This window comes from Micromonospora sp. ATA51 (assembly GCF_016802855.1).
Taxonomy (GTDB): domain Bacteria; phylum Actinomycetota; class Actinomycetes; order Mycobacteriales; family Micromonosporaceae; genus Micromonospora; species Micromonospora sicca.
In genome coordinates this window covers 1-14691 of sequence record NZ_JAEVHJ010000154.1, presented here as the reverse complement: position 1 = coordinate 14691, position 14691 = coordinate 1, and the positions used below count along the sequence as shown (strand labels likewise).

The 14691-nt window shown below is 73.1% G+C and carries 10 protein-coding genes and 1 pseudogene; 2 read left to right on the top strand and 9 right to left on the bottom strand.

Features of this window, described 5'->3' with window-relative positions:
* The 5 genes from JNW87_RS22205 to JNW87_RS22185 all read right to left on the bottom strand — a co-directional run.
* A partial coding sequence (locus JNW87_RS22205; protein WP_238454338.1) for a serine/threonine-protein kinase occupies positions 1-1009 on the bottom strand: 1009 nt, incomplete at its 3' end.
* Between the two features lies 1 nt (position 1010).
* Positions 1011-2516 (bottom strand): penicillin-binding protein 2, encoded by a 1506-nt coding sequence (locus tag JNW87_RS22200; protein WP_238454337.1) that lies wholly within the window; start codon positions 2514-2516, stop codon positions 1011-1013.
* Complete coding sequence (locus JNW87_RS22195; protein WP_109802037.1) at positions 2513-4000, bottom strand: FtsW/RodA/SpoVE family cell cycle protein; 1488 nt, start codon at positions 3998-4000, stop codon at positions 2513-2515. The genes JNW87_RS22200 and JNW87_RS22195 overlap by 4 nt, the downstream gene beginning before the upstream one ends.
* Positions 4001-4028: 28 nt before the next feature.
* Positions 4029-5465: a PP2C family serine/threonine-protein phosphatase gene (locus JNW87_RS22190; RefSeq protein WP_109802036.1), complete on the bottom strand. Its 1437-nt coding sequence runs from the start codon at positions 5463-5465 to the stop codon at positions 4029-4031.
* On the bottom strand, positions 5462-5968 hold the full coding sequence (locus JNW87_RS22185; RefSeq protein ID WP_238454339.1) for an FHA domain-containing protein: 507 nt from the start codon (positions 5966-5968) through the stop codon (positions 5462-5464). Before JNW87_RS22185 ends, JNW87_RS22190 begins: the two co-directional genes overlap by 4 nt.
* Here JNW87_RS22185 and JNW87_RS22180 point away from each other — a divergent pair.
* On the top strand, positions 5865-6728 hold the full coding sequence (locus JNW87_RS22180; RefSeq protein ID WP_238454336.1) for an SGNH/GDSL hydrolase family protein: 864 nt from the start codon (positions 5865-5867) through the stop codon (positions 6726-6728). The two genes, JNW87_RS22185 and JNW87_RS22180, sit on opposite strands and share 104 nt — an antisense overlap.
* Positions 6729-6800: 72 nt before the next feature.
* On the opposite strand, the pseudogene JNW87_RS22175 reads toward JNW87_RS22180, so the two are convergent.
* The 4 genes and pseudogenes from JNW87_RS22175 to ppdK all read right to left on the bottom strand — a co-directional run bounded on the left by JNW87_RS22175 (position 6801) and on the right by ppdK (position 12152).
* Positions 6801-7632, bottom strand: a pseudogene (locus tag JNW87_RS22175) (siderophore-interacting protein).
* A 57-nt stretch (positions 7633-7689) separates the two neighbouring features.
* Positions 7690-8934, bottom strand: a complete 1245-nt coding sequence (locus JNW87_RS22170; RefSeq protein WP_109804724.1) for a deoxyguanosinetriphosphate triphosphohydrolase — start codon at positions 8932-8934, stop codon at positions 7690-7692.
* Between the two features lie 15 nt (positions 8935-8949).
* Positions 8950-9300, bottom strand: a complete 351-nt coding sequence (locus JNW87_RS22165; protein ID WP_109804676.1) for a VOC family protein — start codon at positions 9298-9300, stop codon at positions 8950-8952.
* A gap of 143 nt (positions 9301-9443) precedes the next feature.
* Positions 9444-12152, bottom strand: a complete 2709-nt coding sequence (gene ppdK, locus JNW87_RS22160; protein ID WP_109804675.1) for a pyruvate, phosphate dikinase — start codon at positions 12150-12152, stop codon at positions 9444-9446.
* 313 nt (positions 12153-12465) lie between these two features.
* Here ppdK and JNW87_RS22155 point away from each other — a divergent pair, with 313 nt between their 5' ends.
* Positions 12466-14274, top strand: coding sequence for a family 20 glycosylhydrolase (locus tag JNW87_RS22155; protein ID WP_375373532.1), 1809 nt, complete (start codon positions 12466-12468; stop codon positions 14272-14274).
* Positions 14275-14691: the final 417 nt, after the last annotated feature.

Here is a 14691-nt window from a genome sequence, read left to right as displayed (position 1 = left end):
GCAGCCCTTGAGCCGGCCTGCGCTTGCCGCCGGCGTCCCACGTTACGGACGGGAGCGTACGCCCGCGCCCACCCACCGGCCGACAATCGTGCACGAACGCCGTGGGAACCTGGGCGCGGGCCGACGGCGCGGCCGGCGACGCGGGTGCGCCGGAGATCGGACCCGGGTGGGTGCCGGTACGCGCCTGCTGCGACAGCGCCAGCTTGGCCTGGCGGGCGACGCCGGCCAGCGCGGCGGCGCTCGGCCAGCGGGCCGCCGGGTCCTTCGCCAGGGCACGCTCCACGATCGCCTTGACCTGCGGCGGGATGTCGTTGGGCAGGGGTCGCGGCGGCTCTTGCACGTGCTTCACGGCGATTTCGAGCGGGTTGTCCCCCTCGAAGGGACGCCGACCGGCGAGGCACTGGTACGCGACCACGCCGAGCGCGTACACGTCGGAGGCGGGAGTGGCGACCGCGCCGGTGGCCTGCTCGGGCGAGATGTAGGAGGCCGTGCCGAGCACCGAGCCGGCCGCGGTGAGCTGGCCGACCAGGTCGGAACGGGCGATGCCGAAGTCGGTGAGCACCAGCGTGCCGTTCGGCCGGACCAGCAGGTTGCCGGGCTTCACGTCGCGGTGCACGATGCCCTTCTCGTGCGCGGCGTGCAGCGCGTCGGCGGCCTGCGCCAGCAGGGCCATCGTCCGGGCCGGGGTGAGCCGGCCGACCCGGCTCAGCGTGGCGGAGAGGGCGTCGCCCTCGACGTACTCCATCACCAGGAAGGCGATGTGCTGGTCGCTGCCGAAGTCGTAGACGTCGACCACGCCCGGGTGGTTGATGGTGGCCATGGTGCGTGCTTCGCCGCGGAACCGCTCGGCGAAGCCGGGCTCGTCGAGCAGCGCCGGGAGCAGGCTCTTCACCGCGACCGTACGGCCCAGCACCTGGTCGGTGCCACGCCAGACGTCGCCCATGCCACCGCTGGCGATCCGCTCGTCGAGGCGGTAGCGGTTGCCGAGCTGGACGCCGGGGCTGAGCATGTCAGCGGCCCCCGGCGTCGGCGATCGCCGCCTGCATGATCCTGCCGGCGATCCGGGCCGCCTCGGCGCTGCCGCCGCTGCCGGCCTGCTCCAGCTCCACGCAGACCGCGGAGACCGGGGTGCCGTTCTTGTCCAGCGCGAAGCCGATGAACCAGCCGTGGTCGGGGGTGTTCGGCCCGGACTGGGCGGTACCGGTCTTGCCGCCGACGGTGTAGCCGTCGATGGCGGCCTTCCGGCCGGTGCCGTTCTTGACCACGCTCTCCATCATGTCCCGCAGGTCGCCGGCGACCTGGCCGCTCACCGGCCGGCGCAGCTCCCGCGGCTTCGCTGTGTAGTAGCTGGTGGTGCGGTCTGGGGCGAGGAGCTGCTTGACCAGGTACGGCCGCATCTGGCTGCCGCCGTTGGCGACCGAGGCGGCGATCAGCGCGCCCTGGAGCGGGGTCATCCGCACGTCCCGCTGGCCGATGGAGGACTGGGCCAGGGCGCCCGGGTCGGTGGCTCCGCCGGGAGCCTCCATGTCACCGGTCCGGCTGGCCGCCACCCCGAGGCCGCCCTCGCCGAGCTGCCCGACGGTCAGGTCCTCCTGCTCGAAGCCGAACTGGCGGGCCTTCTCCTTGAGCTTGTCGGCGCCGAGCTTCACGCCGAGCTGGGCGAAGCCGGTGTTGCAGGACTCGGTGACCGCCGCCATCAGGCTGACCTGAGGCTCGGGGCAGATCGACGGCGCGGCGTTGCGGATCGGCTGGCCGGACGTCGGCGGGGTGTAGCTGGACCCGGCCGGGATCTGGGTGCTCTTGCCGACGCCGCTCTCCAGCGCCGCCGCGGCCACCACGATCTTGAAGGTCGAGCCGGGCGGCAGCGTCTCCGACAGCGCCCGGTTGGCCAGCGGGCGTTCCGGGTCCTTCTCCAGCCTGTTGTACGCCGCCGACGCCTCGTTGGTGTCGTGGTTGGCCAGCGGGTTGGGGTCGAAGCTCGGCATGGAGACCAGCGCCTGCACCGCCCCGGTCCGCGGGTCGATCGCGATGGCCGCGCCCCGCTTCGCCCCCACCTGGTTGTCCTGGAGCTGCTTGAACGCCGTGTCCTGGGCCCGCTTGGAGAGGGTGAGCAGCACGTTGCCGCCACCGGTCTCCTCCCCGGTGAACATGTCCTTCACCCGGTTGGCGATCAGCTGGTCGCTGGTGCCGGCGAGGAAGTCGTTCTCGGTGCGCTCGATGCCGGTCTCCGCGAGGTTGACCGGCTTGTAGCCGAGCACGTGCGCGTACGTCTCCCCACCCGGGTAGGTGCGCAGGAACCTCAGCTTGCCGCCGGTCTCCTTGCTGAGCGCGTACGCGGTGCCGCCGACCTCGATGTTGCCGCGCTTGCGCTCGTACTCGGCCACCTGGACCCGGCCGTTGTAGTCGCTGTTGCGGTACTCATCGGCCTTGTACGCCTGGATCCAGTTGAGGTTCGCGAAGAGCAGGCCGAAGAGGATCATGACGACCACACCGACGCGGCGCAGGGGTGCGTTCACGGCCTGATCACCTCCGTCGGGGCCCCGTGCAGCTGCTCGGGCGGACCGCCGCTCGGGCGGGCCGCCGGGCCGCCGCCGGTCACCGGACGGCGGGCCCCGTCGGAGACCCGGAGCAGGACGGCGATGAGCAGCCAGTTCGCCATCAGCGACGAGCCGCCGGCGGAGAGGAACGGGGTGGTCTGGCCGGTCAGCGGGATGAGCTTGCTGATCCCGCCGACGATGACGAAGACCTGGAGGCCCAGGGTGAAGGCGAGACCGCCGGCCAGCAGCTTGCCGAACGAGTCGCGCACCGCCAGCGCCGCCCGCAGGCCCCGCTCGACGACCAGCAGGTAGACCACGAGCAGCGCGGAGAGGCCGAAGAGCCCGATCTCCTCGCCGATGCCGGCGAAGATGAAGTCGGTCTGCACCTCGGGCAGCAGGGTCGGCTGGCCGCCGCCCGGGCCGGCGCCGAAGAGGCCGCCGGTGCCGAGGGTGAGCAGACCCTGGACGAGCTGATAGCCCCGGTCGTACGGCTCGGCGAACGGGTCCAGCCAGATCTGCGCCCGGTCGTAGAAGTTGAGGAACGGGCCGCCGACCGTGCTGCCCAGCAGGTACGCCAGGTAGGCGCCGCCGAAGAAGAGGATCAGACCGATGAGCAGCCAGCTGACCCGTTCGGTGGCGATGTAGAGCGTCACCACGAACATGCCGAAGTAGAGCAGCGAGGTGCCGAGGTCCTTCTCGAAGACCAGGACCAGCAGGCTGATGATCCAGACCACCAGGACCGGGCCGAGGTCCCGCCCGCGCGGGAAGTCGATGCCGAGCACCCGCCGGCTGGCCAGCGACAGCACCTCGCGCTTGCGGACCAGGTAGTACGCGAAGAAGGCGAGCAGGGCGAGCTTGGCGAACTCACCGGGCTGGATCGAGAAGCCGCCGATCCGGATCCACAGCTTGGCGTTGTTGATCTCGGAGAACCGGGCCGGCAGCACCGCCGGAATCATCACCAGCACGATGCCGGCCAGGCCCAGGGTGTACGCGTACCGGGAGAGCGACCGGTGGTCCCGCATGATCGCCAGCAGCCCGGCGGCGAGGATCACCGCGCCGAGTGTCCAGGCGAGCTGCCGGCCACCCGTACCGGCGAAGATCGCCAGCGTCTCCCGGTCCGCCGGGGCCGCCTTGGCCAGGTCGTACCGGCGCAGGAAGCCCACGCCGATGCCGTTGAGCAGGGCGACCGCCGGCAGCAGCGCCGGGTCGGCGAACGGCGCCAGCCAGCGGATCACCAGGTGCAGACCGAGGAAGACCAGCCCCAGCGCGGCGGCCGGCATCCAGAAGTCCGGGGTGACCGTGTCCAGCACGTTCGCCTCGACCGTCGCCGAGTACGCCGCCACGAGGACCATGGCGAGCAGCAGCAGCGACAGCTCGGCGTTCCGCCGGGACCGGGCCAGGCGTACGCCGGGCTGCTCGCCCGTCGAGGCGGGCGAGGCTACCGGTACGGCCGCTGCGGTCACGGATGAGTCCTCGGTGTCGAGCCGACGCTCACTCCGGCGACCGGCAGCCCGCCGGGTCGACCGGCGGGACGGTGTCGGAGGGGACGGCGTCGGGAGTGGTGGTCGGCGCGGGTGTGGGGGTGACCGGCGGCCGGGCGCTGGCGCTGACGGGCGGGGCGACCGCGGAGGCGGTGACCGCCGGCGTCGGGCTGACGGCGGCGGCCGTCGGGCTGACCGCGGCCGCCGTCGGGCTCGGTGGGCACATCGGCTTGAGGTTCGGGTTCGCCGGGTCGTCGCTGGTCAGCTCGGCCAGCCGGCGCTGCGCGTCCGGCTCGCTCTTGGCCTGGATGCCCTGCTTGACCTGCTCCTGCGCGGCCAGCGTGAGGTCGTCCAGCTTGGCCCCGCTGGTGGAGTGCACGCTGGACAGGTCGAGGCCGGCGATCTGGCCCGGCACGCCGCGGAAGACGGCGAGCTGGCCCTGCTCGGTGGCGCCGACGTAGTACTGCCGCTGGGTGTAGCTCCACCCGGCGAACAGGCCACCGCCGAGGATGACCAGCAGCGCCAGCAGCATCGCCGCGCTGCGCAGCGGGCGGTGCCGGCGCCGTTCCGGCTCGTCGTCCCGGTTGTCCGCCGGCTCCTCTGGGGCCGGCGAGCGCGGGGCGGACAGCGCCGAGGCGCGGGCCGCCGGGGTGGAGACGTCGGCCGACGTGGCCATGCCCCGGTCCCGGGCGGCGGCGCCGCCGACGATCGGGGAGGCCTCGACGATGTCCTGGTCGGTGGCGTCGGCGATGATCACCGTGATGTTGTCCGGGCCGCCGCCGCGCAGCGCGAGCTGCACCAGGCGCTCGACGCACTGCTGCGGGTCGGGGTACTCCCGCATGGTGTCGCCGATGGTGTCCGCGCTGACCACGCCGGAGAGCCCGTCGCTGCAGATCAGGTAGCGGTCGCCGGGAAGGACCTGGCGGACGCTGTACTCCGGGTCGATGTCGCGGCCGTCCAACGCGCGGGTGAGCAGCGAGCGCTGGGGGTGGCTGCTCGCCTCCTCCGCGCTGATCCGGCCCTCGTCGACGAGCATCTGGACGTACGTGTCGTCCTTGGTGATCTGCGCGAACTCGCCGTTGCGCAGCAGATAGGCCCGCGAGTCACCGATGTGGACCATGCCGAGCTTGCTGCCCGAGAAGAGGGTGGCGGTGAGCGTGGTGCCCATCCCCTCCAGCTGCGGGTTGGCGTCCACGGTGTCGCGGAGTTGTTGGTTGGCGGTGCCCACGGCCGAACGCAACGCGTCGACGAGGGCGTCCCCTGGGACGTCCTCGTCGAGCGGCGCCATGGCACCGATGACGATGTTGCTGGCGACGTCACCGGCGGCCATACCGCCCATGCCGTCGGCGACGGCGAGTAGCCGCGGCCCGGCGTAGACGGAATCCTGGTTACCATCTCGGATCAGACCGCGGTCGCTGTGGGCCGCATAGCGCAGGGTCAGAGTCATGGCCGTAATTCGAGAGAAGTGCGGCCGATCCGGATCGGCACGCCGAGGGGGACGGGGGTTGGTCCGGTGACCTTAGCGCGATCCAGATAGGTGCCGTTAGTCGAGCCGAGATCCTCGACGAACCACTGCCCCTCGCGCGGCACGAGCCGGGCGTGCCGCGCGGACGCGTAGTCGTCGGTGATCACCAGCGTGGAGTCCTCGGCCCGTCCGATGGTGATCTGGGCTTCGCCCAGGGTGATCCGGGTGCCGGCCAACTGGCCGGCGGTGACCACCAGCTGGTGCGCGGCCCTGCCCCGCTTCACCTTCGCCGGCTTCGCGGCCTGACCGGTCGAGGCGCCGACCGCGCGTGGCGCGGCCACCAACCGACCCGATCGGGCCCCGGCGAAGAGGTCCCGGCGGATGACGCCGACCACCGTGAACACGAAGATCCACAGCAGGATGAGGAACCCGAACCGGGCGACGGTGATGACGGTGCCGCCGGCCCCGCGGTCCCGCCCGCCGATCGCGCTGGACGCCCCGGCCGCGGCGGCCGGCGGCGCGCCGGAGTCAACCGCCTCGGCCCCACCGGCCCATCGGCCCGGGCGCAAGCCCGGGGCGCCGCGGGTCGACTTCCTGGGCGACTCGGTCGCCTGGTCGCTCGGCACCTACCTGCCGCCGCAGGAGAAGCTGACCGTGAGCGTGCGCGCCGTGCAGGGCTGCGGCATCGCCCGCCTGCCGGAGCTGCACTACCTCGGGGAACCGCATCCCAACTACCCGGGCTGCGAGGACTGGGACGACCGCTGGCGGCGGGGCGTACGCGCCGACGACCCGGACGTGGCGGTGATCCTGCTGGACCGCTGGGAGCTGATGGACCGCAAGCTGGACGGGCGTTGGCAGCACGTCGGCGACCCGGCGTTCGACCGGTACCTGACCGGGGAGCTGGACCGGGCCATCGGCGTCGCAGCCGAACGGGGCGCCCACGTCACGCTGCTGACCGCGCCGTACACCCACCGGGCGGAGCGACCGGACGGCGGGCTGTGGCCGGAGGACGACGCCGACCGGGTGGACGCCTGGAACCGGCTGCTGCGGGTGGCCGCCGAGCGGCACGGCGCGACGGTGCTCGACCTGAACCGGCGGGTCTGCCCGGACGGGCGGTTCACCTGGGAGGCCGGCGGGGTGCGGGTCCGCAGCGACGGCCTGCATTTCACCCCGGAGGGGGTACAGGAGTGGATCGCCCCGTGGCTGCTGCCCCAGCTCTACCGGATCGCCGTGCGGGGCGGGTGACCGGCGAAATCACCGTCCAGGGGCGGATGACCGGCGGATCACCGTGCGGGGGCGGGTGACCGGCGCCGCCGCTCAAGCGACGGCCGCCACCTCTTCCGCCTCGACCTGGGCGTTCCAGCCGGCCTTCGTCGAGCGCCAGCCCTCGTCGTCCATGCCGAGCCGCCAGTAGCCGGAGATGGAGAGCGCCTCCCGGGGCACGCCGCGCTCGATCCGCAGCAGCCGGCGCAGCTCCTTGACGAACGTGGCCTCGCCGTGGACGAAGGCGTGCACCGCGCCGGCCGGGAAGTCCAGCGCGCGGACCGCCTCGACCAGCGCCGCGCCGACCGGGCGCCGGCCCGGTGCAGCCAGGTCAGCTCCACCGCGCCGGGACTGGCCAGCGGCAGCTCGTCGGCCGGGCCGTCGACCTCGACGAAGACCTTGGCGGGCGCGCCGATCGGGAGCCGCTCCAGCGCGGCGGCGATCGCCGGCAGGGCGCTCTCGTCGCCGGCCAGCAGGTGCCAGTCGGCGGCCGGGTTCGGGGCGTACGCGCCGCCGGGGCCGGTGAAGAGCACCTCGTCGCCGGGGCGCAGGGCGGCGGCCCACGGCCCGGCCAGCCCCTCGTCGCCGTGGTGCACCACGTCGACGGTCAGCTCGCCGGCGGCCGCGTCCCAGGCCCGGACCGTGTACGCCCGCAGCCGCGGCCACTGCTCGCGGGGCAGGTCCCGCTTCAGGGCGGCCAGGTCCACCGGGTGCGGGTAGCTCACCCGGCCGGGGGGAAGATGAACTTGATGTAGTGGTCGGTGTAGGCGCCCACCGGCAGGCCGGCCAGCTCCGCACCGCCCAGCACCAGCCGGATCAGGTGCGGGGTGGGCCGCTCGGTCCGCAGGACCTTCGCGGCGGTGACCATCTTCGGGCGCTCACTCATGCTGCTTAGGCTAGCCTAAGTCGCGCAGGCCACCCACCGGTCGGTCCCGGCACCCGCTCAGCCGAGCCCGGGCCGGGCGCCCACCAGGCGGCCGTGCCAGGCCAGCGCGGCCGGGTCGGTGAGCGAGGCCACCTGGTCGACCACCACCCGCAGCCGGGCGGCGTCGTCCGGGGCGTCCCGGAACAGCGGCGCGAAGACCGGGTCCAGCGCGTCCGGAGCGCGGTCGACCAGGGCGGCGACCAGCTCGGCGAGGATCTCCCGCTGGCTGGCGTACCGGGGACCGGCGGCCGGGCGGCGCATCACGTACCGCAGCGCGATGCCCTTGAGCAGCGCGCACTGCGCCCGGATGCGGCGGGGCACCACCAGGTCGGCGGCGTACCGGCGGTGCGGGCCGGGGCCGAAGCGCTGCTGGGTGGCGGCCACCACGGTCGAGACGAACCGGCCGGTGAGCACGCTGGTGGTCGCCTTCAGCGCCGCCTGGGCCCGGTGGCTGCCGTCGTACGCGGCGAGCGGGGCGAGCGCCGGCTCGGCCACCAGCTCGACCAGCACCTCACCCAGGTCGTCCGGGGACTCCCCCGAGTACGCGGCCGCCACGTCGGCGCAGAGCGCCCGCCGTTCGTCGGCGTCCTCCAGCAGCGGGCGCAGGCTGACGTACCCGCCGTGGATGCCGTCCTCCACGTCGTGCACCGAGTACGCGACGTCGTCGGCCCAGTCCATCACCTGCGCCTCCAGGCAGCGCCGGCCGCCGGGCGGGGCGCCGGCGCGCAGCCAGTCGAAGACCGGGCGGTCGTCGGCGTACACGCCGAACTTGCGCTTGCCCGGGCGGCGCGGCCACGGGTACTTGCTGACCGCGTCGAGCGACGCCCGGGTGAGGTTGAGCCCGACGGAGCGGCCGTCCGGGGCGAGCACCTTCGCCTCCAGCCGGGTGAGCACCCGCAGCGTCTGCGCGTTGCCCTCGAAGCCGCCGCAGTCGGCGGCGAGCACATCCAGCGCGTCCTCGCCGTTGTGCCCGAACGGCGGGTGGCCGAGGTCGTGCGCCAGCCCCGCGGTGTCCACCACGTCCGGGTCGCAGCCCAGCCGCGCCCCCATCTCGCGGGCGATCTGCGCCACCTCCAGCGAGTGGGTCAGCCGGGTACGCAGGAAGTCGTCGGTGCCGGTGCCCGCCGTGTGCACCTGGGTCTTCGCCGCCAGCCGGCGGAACGCCGCCGAGTGCAGCACCCGCGCCCGGTCCCGCTCGTACGGCGACCGCCCGTACCCGGTGTCCTTGGGCGCCTCGTCGATCAGGCGCGCCGCGTCGTCCACCCGGCCGCTCAACCGCTATCCCCGCTGCCGCAGCACGCAGAACTCGTTGCCCTCCGGGTCGGCCAGCACGGTCCACTGCACGTCGCCCTGGCCGACGTCGACGTGCCGGGCGCCCATGTCGACCAGCCGCTCGACCTCGGCCTCCTGGTCGGCCGGGCGCAGGTCGATGTGCAGCCGGTTCTTGGTGATCTTGTCGTCGCTGACCGGGACGAAGACGATGCCGGGGGTCTGGTCCGCCGCCGGGCGGATCTCCACCTCGTCCGGCCGGTCGCTGATCACCTGGTAGCCGAGCGCCTCCGCCCACCAGTGCGCGAGCCGGGACGGGTCACGGGCGTCAACGGTCAGGCTCTCCCAGACGCTGGTCATGCGGCCACCCTTCCCGGTTGATCGAACAGTGCGCTCAGGTTACGCCCGACCGGGTCGATCGGCGCGCCGGGCGGCGCGCCGGTGGGGTCGAAAACGGCCACGGGGCCGCCGGCGCGGCCGCCGACGACCCCGTGCGACGCGGGTCAGCGGGAGTCGGAGCCGTCGGTCTCCACGGCGGCGCGGCCGGCCTCCAGGCGGGCCACCGGAACCCGGAACGGGGAGCAGGAGACGTAGTCGAGCCCGACCTCGTGGAAGAAGTGCACCGAGTCCGGGTCACCGCCGTGCTCGCCGCAGACGCCGAGCTTCAGCTCGGGCCGGGCCGCCCGGCCCTCCTCGGCGGCGATCCGGACCAGCCGGCCCACGCCCTCCCGGTCGATGGACTCGAACGGCGAGATGCCGAAGATGCCCAGCTCCAGGTAGCGCCAGAAGAACGCCCCCTCGACGTCGTCGCGGGAGAAGCCCCAGGCCATCTGGGTCAGGTCGTTGGTGCCGAAGGAGAAGAACTGCGCCGCCTCGGCGATCTGCCCGGCGGTCAGCGCCGCCCGGGGCACCTCGATCATGGTGCCGATCAGCACCTCGACACCGCTGTCCGCGACCACCTCGGCGATGATCTTCTCGGCCTCGGCGCGGACCGTCTCCAGCTCCTGGACGGCGCCGACCAGCGGGACCATGATCTCCGGCTTGGCCACCGCGCCGTCGCGGGTGACCGCGACCGCGGCCTCCGCGATCGCCCGGACCTGCATGGCGAAGAGACCGGGGATGACCAGGCCCAGCCGTACGCCGCGCAGGCCGAGCATGGGGTTCTCCTCGTGCATCCGGCGCACGGCGGCGAGCAGCGCCTCCTCCTTGGCCACGTCCTCGCCACGCTCCTGGGCGACCGCCACGTTGACGGCGAGCTGCTCCAGCGGGGGCAGGAACTCGTGCAGCGGCGGGTCGATCAGCCGGACCGTGACCGGCAGGCCGTCCATCTCGCGGAAGATCTCCACGAAGTCCTCCCGCTGCAACGGCAGCAGGGCGGCCAGCGCGGACTCCCGCTCGTCGTCGGTGCGGGCCAGGATCAGCCGCTCGACCAGCTCCCGGCGGTCGCCGAGGAACATGTGCTCGGTGCGGCACAGGCCGATGCCCTCGGCGCCGAACCGCCGCGCCCGCGCGGCGTCCGCGCCGGTGTCGGCGTTCGTCCGGACCGCCAGCCGCCGCCGGGCGTCGGCGTGGGTCATGATCCGGTGTACGGCCCGGACCAGCGCGTTGTCGATGTGCTCCGGGTCGAGGCTTCCCTCGAAGTACTGCACCACCTCGGACGGCATGACCGGCACCTCGCCGAGGTAGACCTTGCCGGTGGTGCCGTCGATGGAGACGATGTCGCCCTCGCTGACGGTCTGCCCGGCCACGGTGAACTTCTTGGCCGGGACGTTGACGTCCAGCTCGTCGGCGCCGGAGACGCAGGTCTTGCCCATGCCGCGGGCCACCACGGCGGCGTGGCTGGTCTTGCCGCCACGCGAGGTGAGGATGCCCTTGGCGGCGATCATGCCGTTGAGGTCGTCGGGGTTGGTCTCCCGGCGGACCAGGATCACCGCCTCCCCCTCGGCGGCCAGCTCGACCGCCCGGGCGGAGGTGAAGACCACCTTGCCGGACGCGGCGCCCGGGGAGGCGCCGATGCCCTTGGCCACCGGCTCGAACTCGTGGTCGAGCTTGAACCGGGGGAACATCAGCTGGGCGAGCTGCGCGCCGTTGACCCGGTGCAGCGCCTCGTCCAGGTCGATCAGGCCCTCGTCGACGAGTTGCCCGGCGATGACGAACGCGGCGGCGGCGGTGCGCTTGCCGACCCGGGTCTGGAGCATCCACAACTTGCCGCGCTCGATGGTGAACTCGATGTCGCAGAGATCCTTGTAGTGCGCCTCGAGCCGGGCCATGTACCTGAGCAGCTCGTCGTACGACTTCTTGTCGAGCTGCTCCAGCTCCTCCAGCGGCACGGTGTTGCGGATGCCGGCGACGACGTCCTCGCCCTGGGCGTTGGCCAGGTAGTCGCCGTAGATGCCCTGCGCGCCGCTGCCCGGGTCGCGGGTGAACGCGACGCCGGTGCCCGAGTCGGCGCCCAGGTTGCCGAAGACCATGGCCACCACGTTGACCGCGGTGCCCAGGTCGGCCGGGATGCGCTCCTGCCGGCGGTAGACCACCGCGCGCTCGGCGTTCCACGACTCGAAGACGGCGCGGATGGCCAGGTCGAGCTGCTCCCGCGGCTCCTGCGGGAACTCCCGGCCGGTGTGCTTGGCGAAGATCTGCTTGTACGAGTCGACCAGCCCGCGCAGGTCGTCCGCGTCGAGGTCCAGGTCGTTGGTCGTGCCCTTGGCGCGCTTGGCGTCTTCGAGCGCGTGCTCGAACTCCTCGCCCGGCACCTCGCAGACGGTCTTGCCGAACATCTGGATGAGCCGGCGGTACGAGTCCCACGCGAACCGGTCGTTCCCCCCGGCCTGTGCACTGAGCCCGACCACGCTGCGGTCGTTGAGGCCGACGTTGAGGACGGTCTCCATCATGCCGGGCATGGAGAACTTGGCGCCGGAGCGGACGGAGACGAGCAGTGGGTCCTGCGGGTCGCCGAGCTTGCGGCCCATCTCGCGCTCCAGCGACTCCCGGTGCGCCTCGATCTGGCCGGCGAGCCCGTCCGGCTCGCGGCCGGTCGTCAGGTACGCCTTGCAGGCCTCGGTGGTGATGGTGAAGCCGGGCGGTACCGGCAGTCCGAGATTCGTCATCTCGGCGAGGTTCGCCCCCTTGCCGCCGAGCAGGTCCTTGAGGTCCTTGTTGCCCTCGGAGAAGTCGTAGACGTACTTGTGATCGACGGTCTCTTGCGCTGCCACCAGAGCCTCCCACGCGCGCCGGAATTGACACTTAACGAAGGTTCAGTTGCCTCATACCCCGGGGCCGACCGCCGGTAATCCCGGCGTCATCAGCGATCGGTGGGCGAAGGTTAAGCGAACATCGAGTGGCCTGGGACCGTTCGGTGACAATAGGCACAGCTATCACGACTATCCGCGTTCGTGCAGGTTTCTGGGAACGCTTCCACGAGCAGGATCACGCAATTCCAGCTCCCCTCGTACTCTTGACGGCACTGGTTCTGCTGAAGCTGACTTTTGCCATATCCCGCGCGAATACACCCCCGGAGCCGTCGTCGTGCCGTCCACGCCTTCCGCCACCCCCGCCACCGGCCCGGACGAGCGGGGCCGCGTGCTGCTCGACCCGGCCACCATGCCGGCGCAGGAGCCGGCGGCGGCCGACCTCGCCCGGGCCGCGGCGCGGACCGCCAGTGACCTGCTCGCCCCGCCGGCCCCGGTCCGGCTGGGCGACGTGATCCCGGTCCCCGAGCGGGTGGCGCCGGACCCGACCGCCGACTTCGTGCTCCCCGGGGACGCGGCGGTCCGGGTCAGCCACGACCCGACCGCCCGGGAGGTCGCCGAGCAGCTCGCCGAGCTGCTCCGGCCCGCGACCGGCTACCCGGTGCCGGTCACCGGGCTGGCCGACGACGGGACCGACGGGCACCTGGTGCTCACCCTGTCCAGCTCCGCGACTCCGGCCCGGGCTGCGGCGGCGGGTGACTTCGACCCGGCTGAGCGGCTGGGCGACGAGGGCTACCGGCTCCACGTCGCCCCCGCCGAGGTCCGGATCGTCGCCGACACCGCGGCCGGCCTCTGGTACGGCGTACAGACGCTGCGCCAACTGCTGCCGAGCGCGGTCGAGAGCCCGACCCCGGTGGCCGAACGCTGGGTGGTGCCCGGTGGGCTGGTCGTCGACCGGCCGCGGTTCCCCTACCGGGGCGCGATGCTCGACGTGGCGCGGCACTTCTTCGGCGTCGCCGACGTGCTGCGGGTGATCGACCACCTGGCCCGGTACAAGCTCAACCACCTGCACCTGCACCTCACCGACGACCAGGGCTGGCGGATCGCCGTCGACTCCTGGCCCCGGCTCGCCACCGTCGGCGGCGCCACCGAGGTGGGTGGCGGCCCGGGCGGCTGGTACACCGCCGCCGACTACCGCCGCATCGTCCGGTACGCCGCCCGCCGGCACGTCACCGTGGTGCCGGAGATCGACCTGCCCGGTCACACCAACGCGGCGCTGCTCGCGTACCCGGAGCTGGCGCCGGACAAGGTCGCGCCGCCGCCGTACACCGGCACCGAGGTCGGCTTCAGCTACGTGGACCCGGCCGACGAGCGGACGTACGACTTCGTGGCGGACGTGGTCGGCGAGGTGGCCGCGCTGACCCCCGGGCCGTGGCTGCACATCGGCGGCGACGAGGCGTTCAAGGTGAAGGGCGAGGCGTACACCGGCTTCGTCGAGCGGGCGCAGCGGATCGTGGCCGCCACCGGGAAGACCGTCGTCGGCTGGCACCAGCTCGCCCCGGCCGCGCACCTCGACGGGCGGGTGCTCCAGTGGTGGGGCACCGACGGCGACGACCCGGTGGTGGCCGAGGCGGTCCGCCGGGGCGCCCGGCTGATCCTCTCCCCCGGCAACCACGCCTACTTCGACATGAAGTACGCCCCGGACACCCCCATCGGGCACGACTGGGCCGGCCTGATCGACGTACGGCGGTCGTACGACTGGGATCCGGGGACGCACCTCGCCGACGTACCGGCGGAGGCCGTGATCGGCGTCGAGGCGCCGCTCTGGACCGAGTCGGTCACCTCGCTGGCGGAGATCGAGTTCATGCTGCTGCCCCGGCTGCCCGCCCTCGCCGAGCTGGCCTGGTCACCTCGGGCCACCCACGACTGGGCGGGGTTCCGGGACCGGCTGGCCGGCCACGGCCCGCGCTGGCACCGGGCCGGGATCAGGTTCCACCGCGCCCCGGAGATCCGCTGGCCCACCGAGCCGGCGCAACCGGCCGTGCCGCGTCAACCGGCCGCCGAGGCGGCGGATCGGGCGTCCGTCCAGGTCCGTCCCGACCCGGCCGCAATGCCCGAGCCGCCGCGCACCACGAACGGAGCGTGACGGCCTACGGCCGAACCCACCGCCGACGCTCAGTGACCGGTTTCCTGGTGAAGGCGCCAGATTGTTCGCCTTCCCGACCCGTCGCAGACCCCTGACCAGGCATCTCCGACTCGACCGCGCCGACCGACGACCACCCACCACCCCCGCTTTGCTCTGCTTCAACGGACGCAACAGTTACCGGCCGTGCCTGTTGCCTGTGGTGAAGCAGAGCAAAGGGGGCGATGGGATGGTTGGCCGGCCGAGCGAGGGTGACCGTCCGTAGCTCGACGCGGGCGGCGGAACGTTGGGGGCGGATGTCCCTGGTGTCCGGGTCGCCCTGAAGAGGCCAGGCCGCCCCCACGCGCGCCTCCCGCCCGCCCGCGCGGGTGCTGTCCGGTTTGGGGTGGACCGTCCCGTGGGTGGGGGCACCCCGGCGGT

What these genes read in the sequence shown, in the direction of transcription:
- JNW87_RS22165 (WP_109804676.1), bottom strand. Translation starts at nt 9,300, where the DNA reads ATGACCAGCGTCTGGGAGAGCCTGACCGTTGACGCCCGTGACCCGTCC.
- JNW87_RS22190 (WP_109802036.1), bottom strand. Translation starts at nt 5,465, where the DNA reads ATGACTCTGACCCTGCGCTATGCGGCCCACAGCGACCGCGGTCTGATC.
- JNW87_RS22180 (WP_238454336.1), top strand. Translation starts at nt 5,865, where the DNA reads ATGACGCCGACCACCGTGAACACGAAGATCCACAGCAGGATGAGGAAC.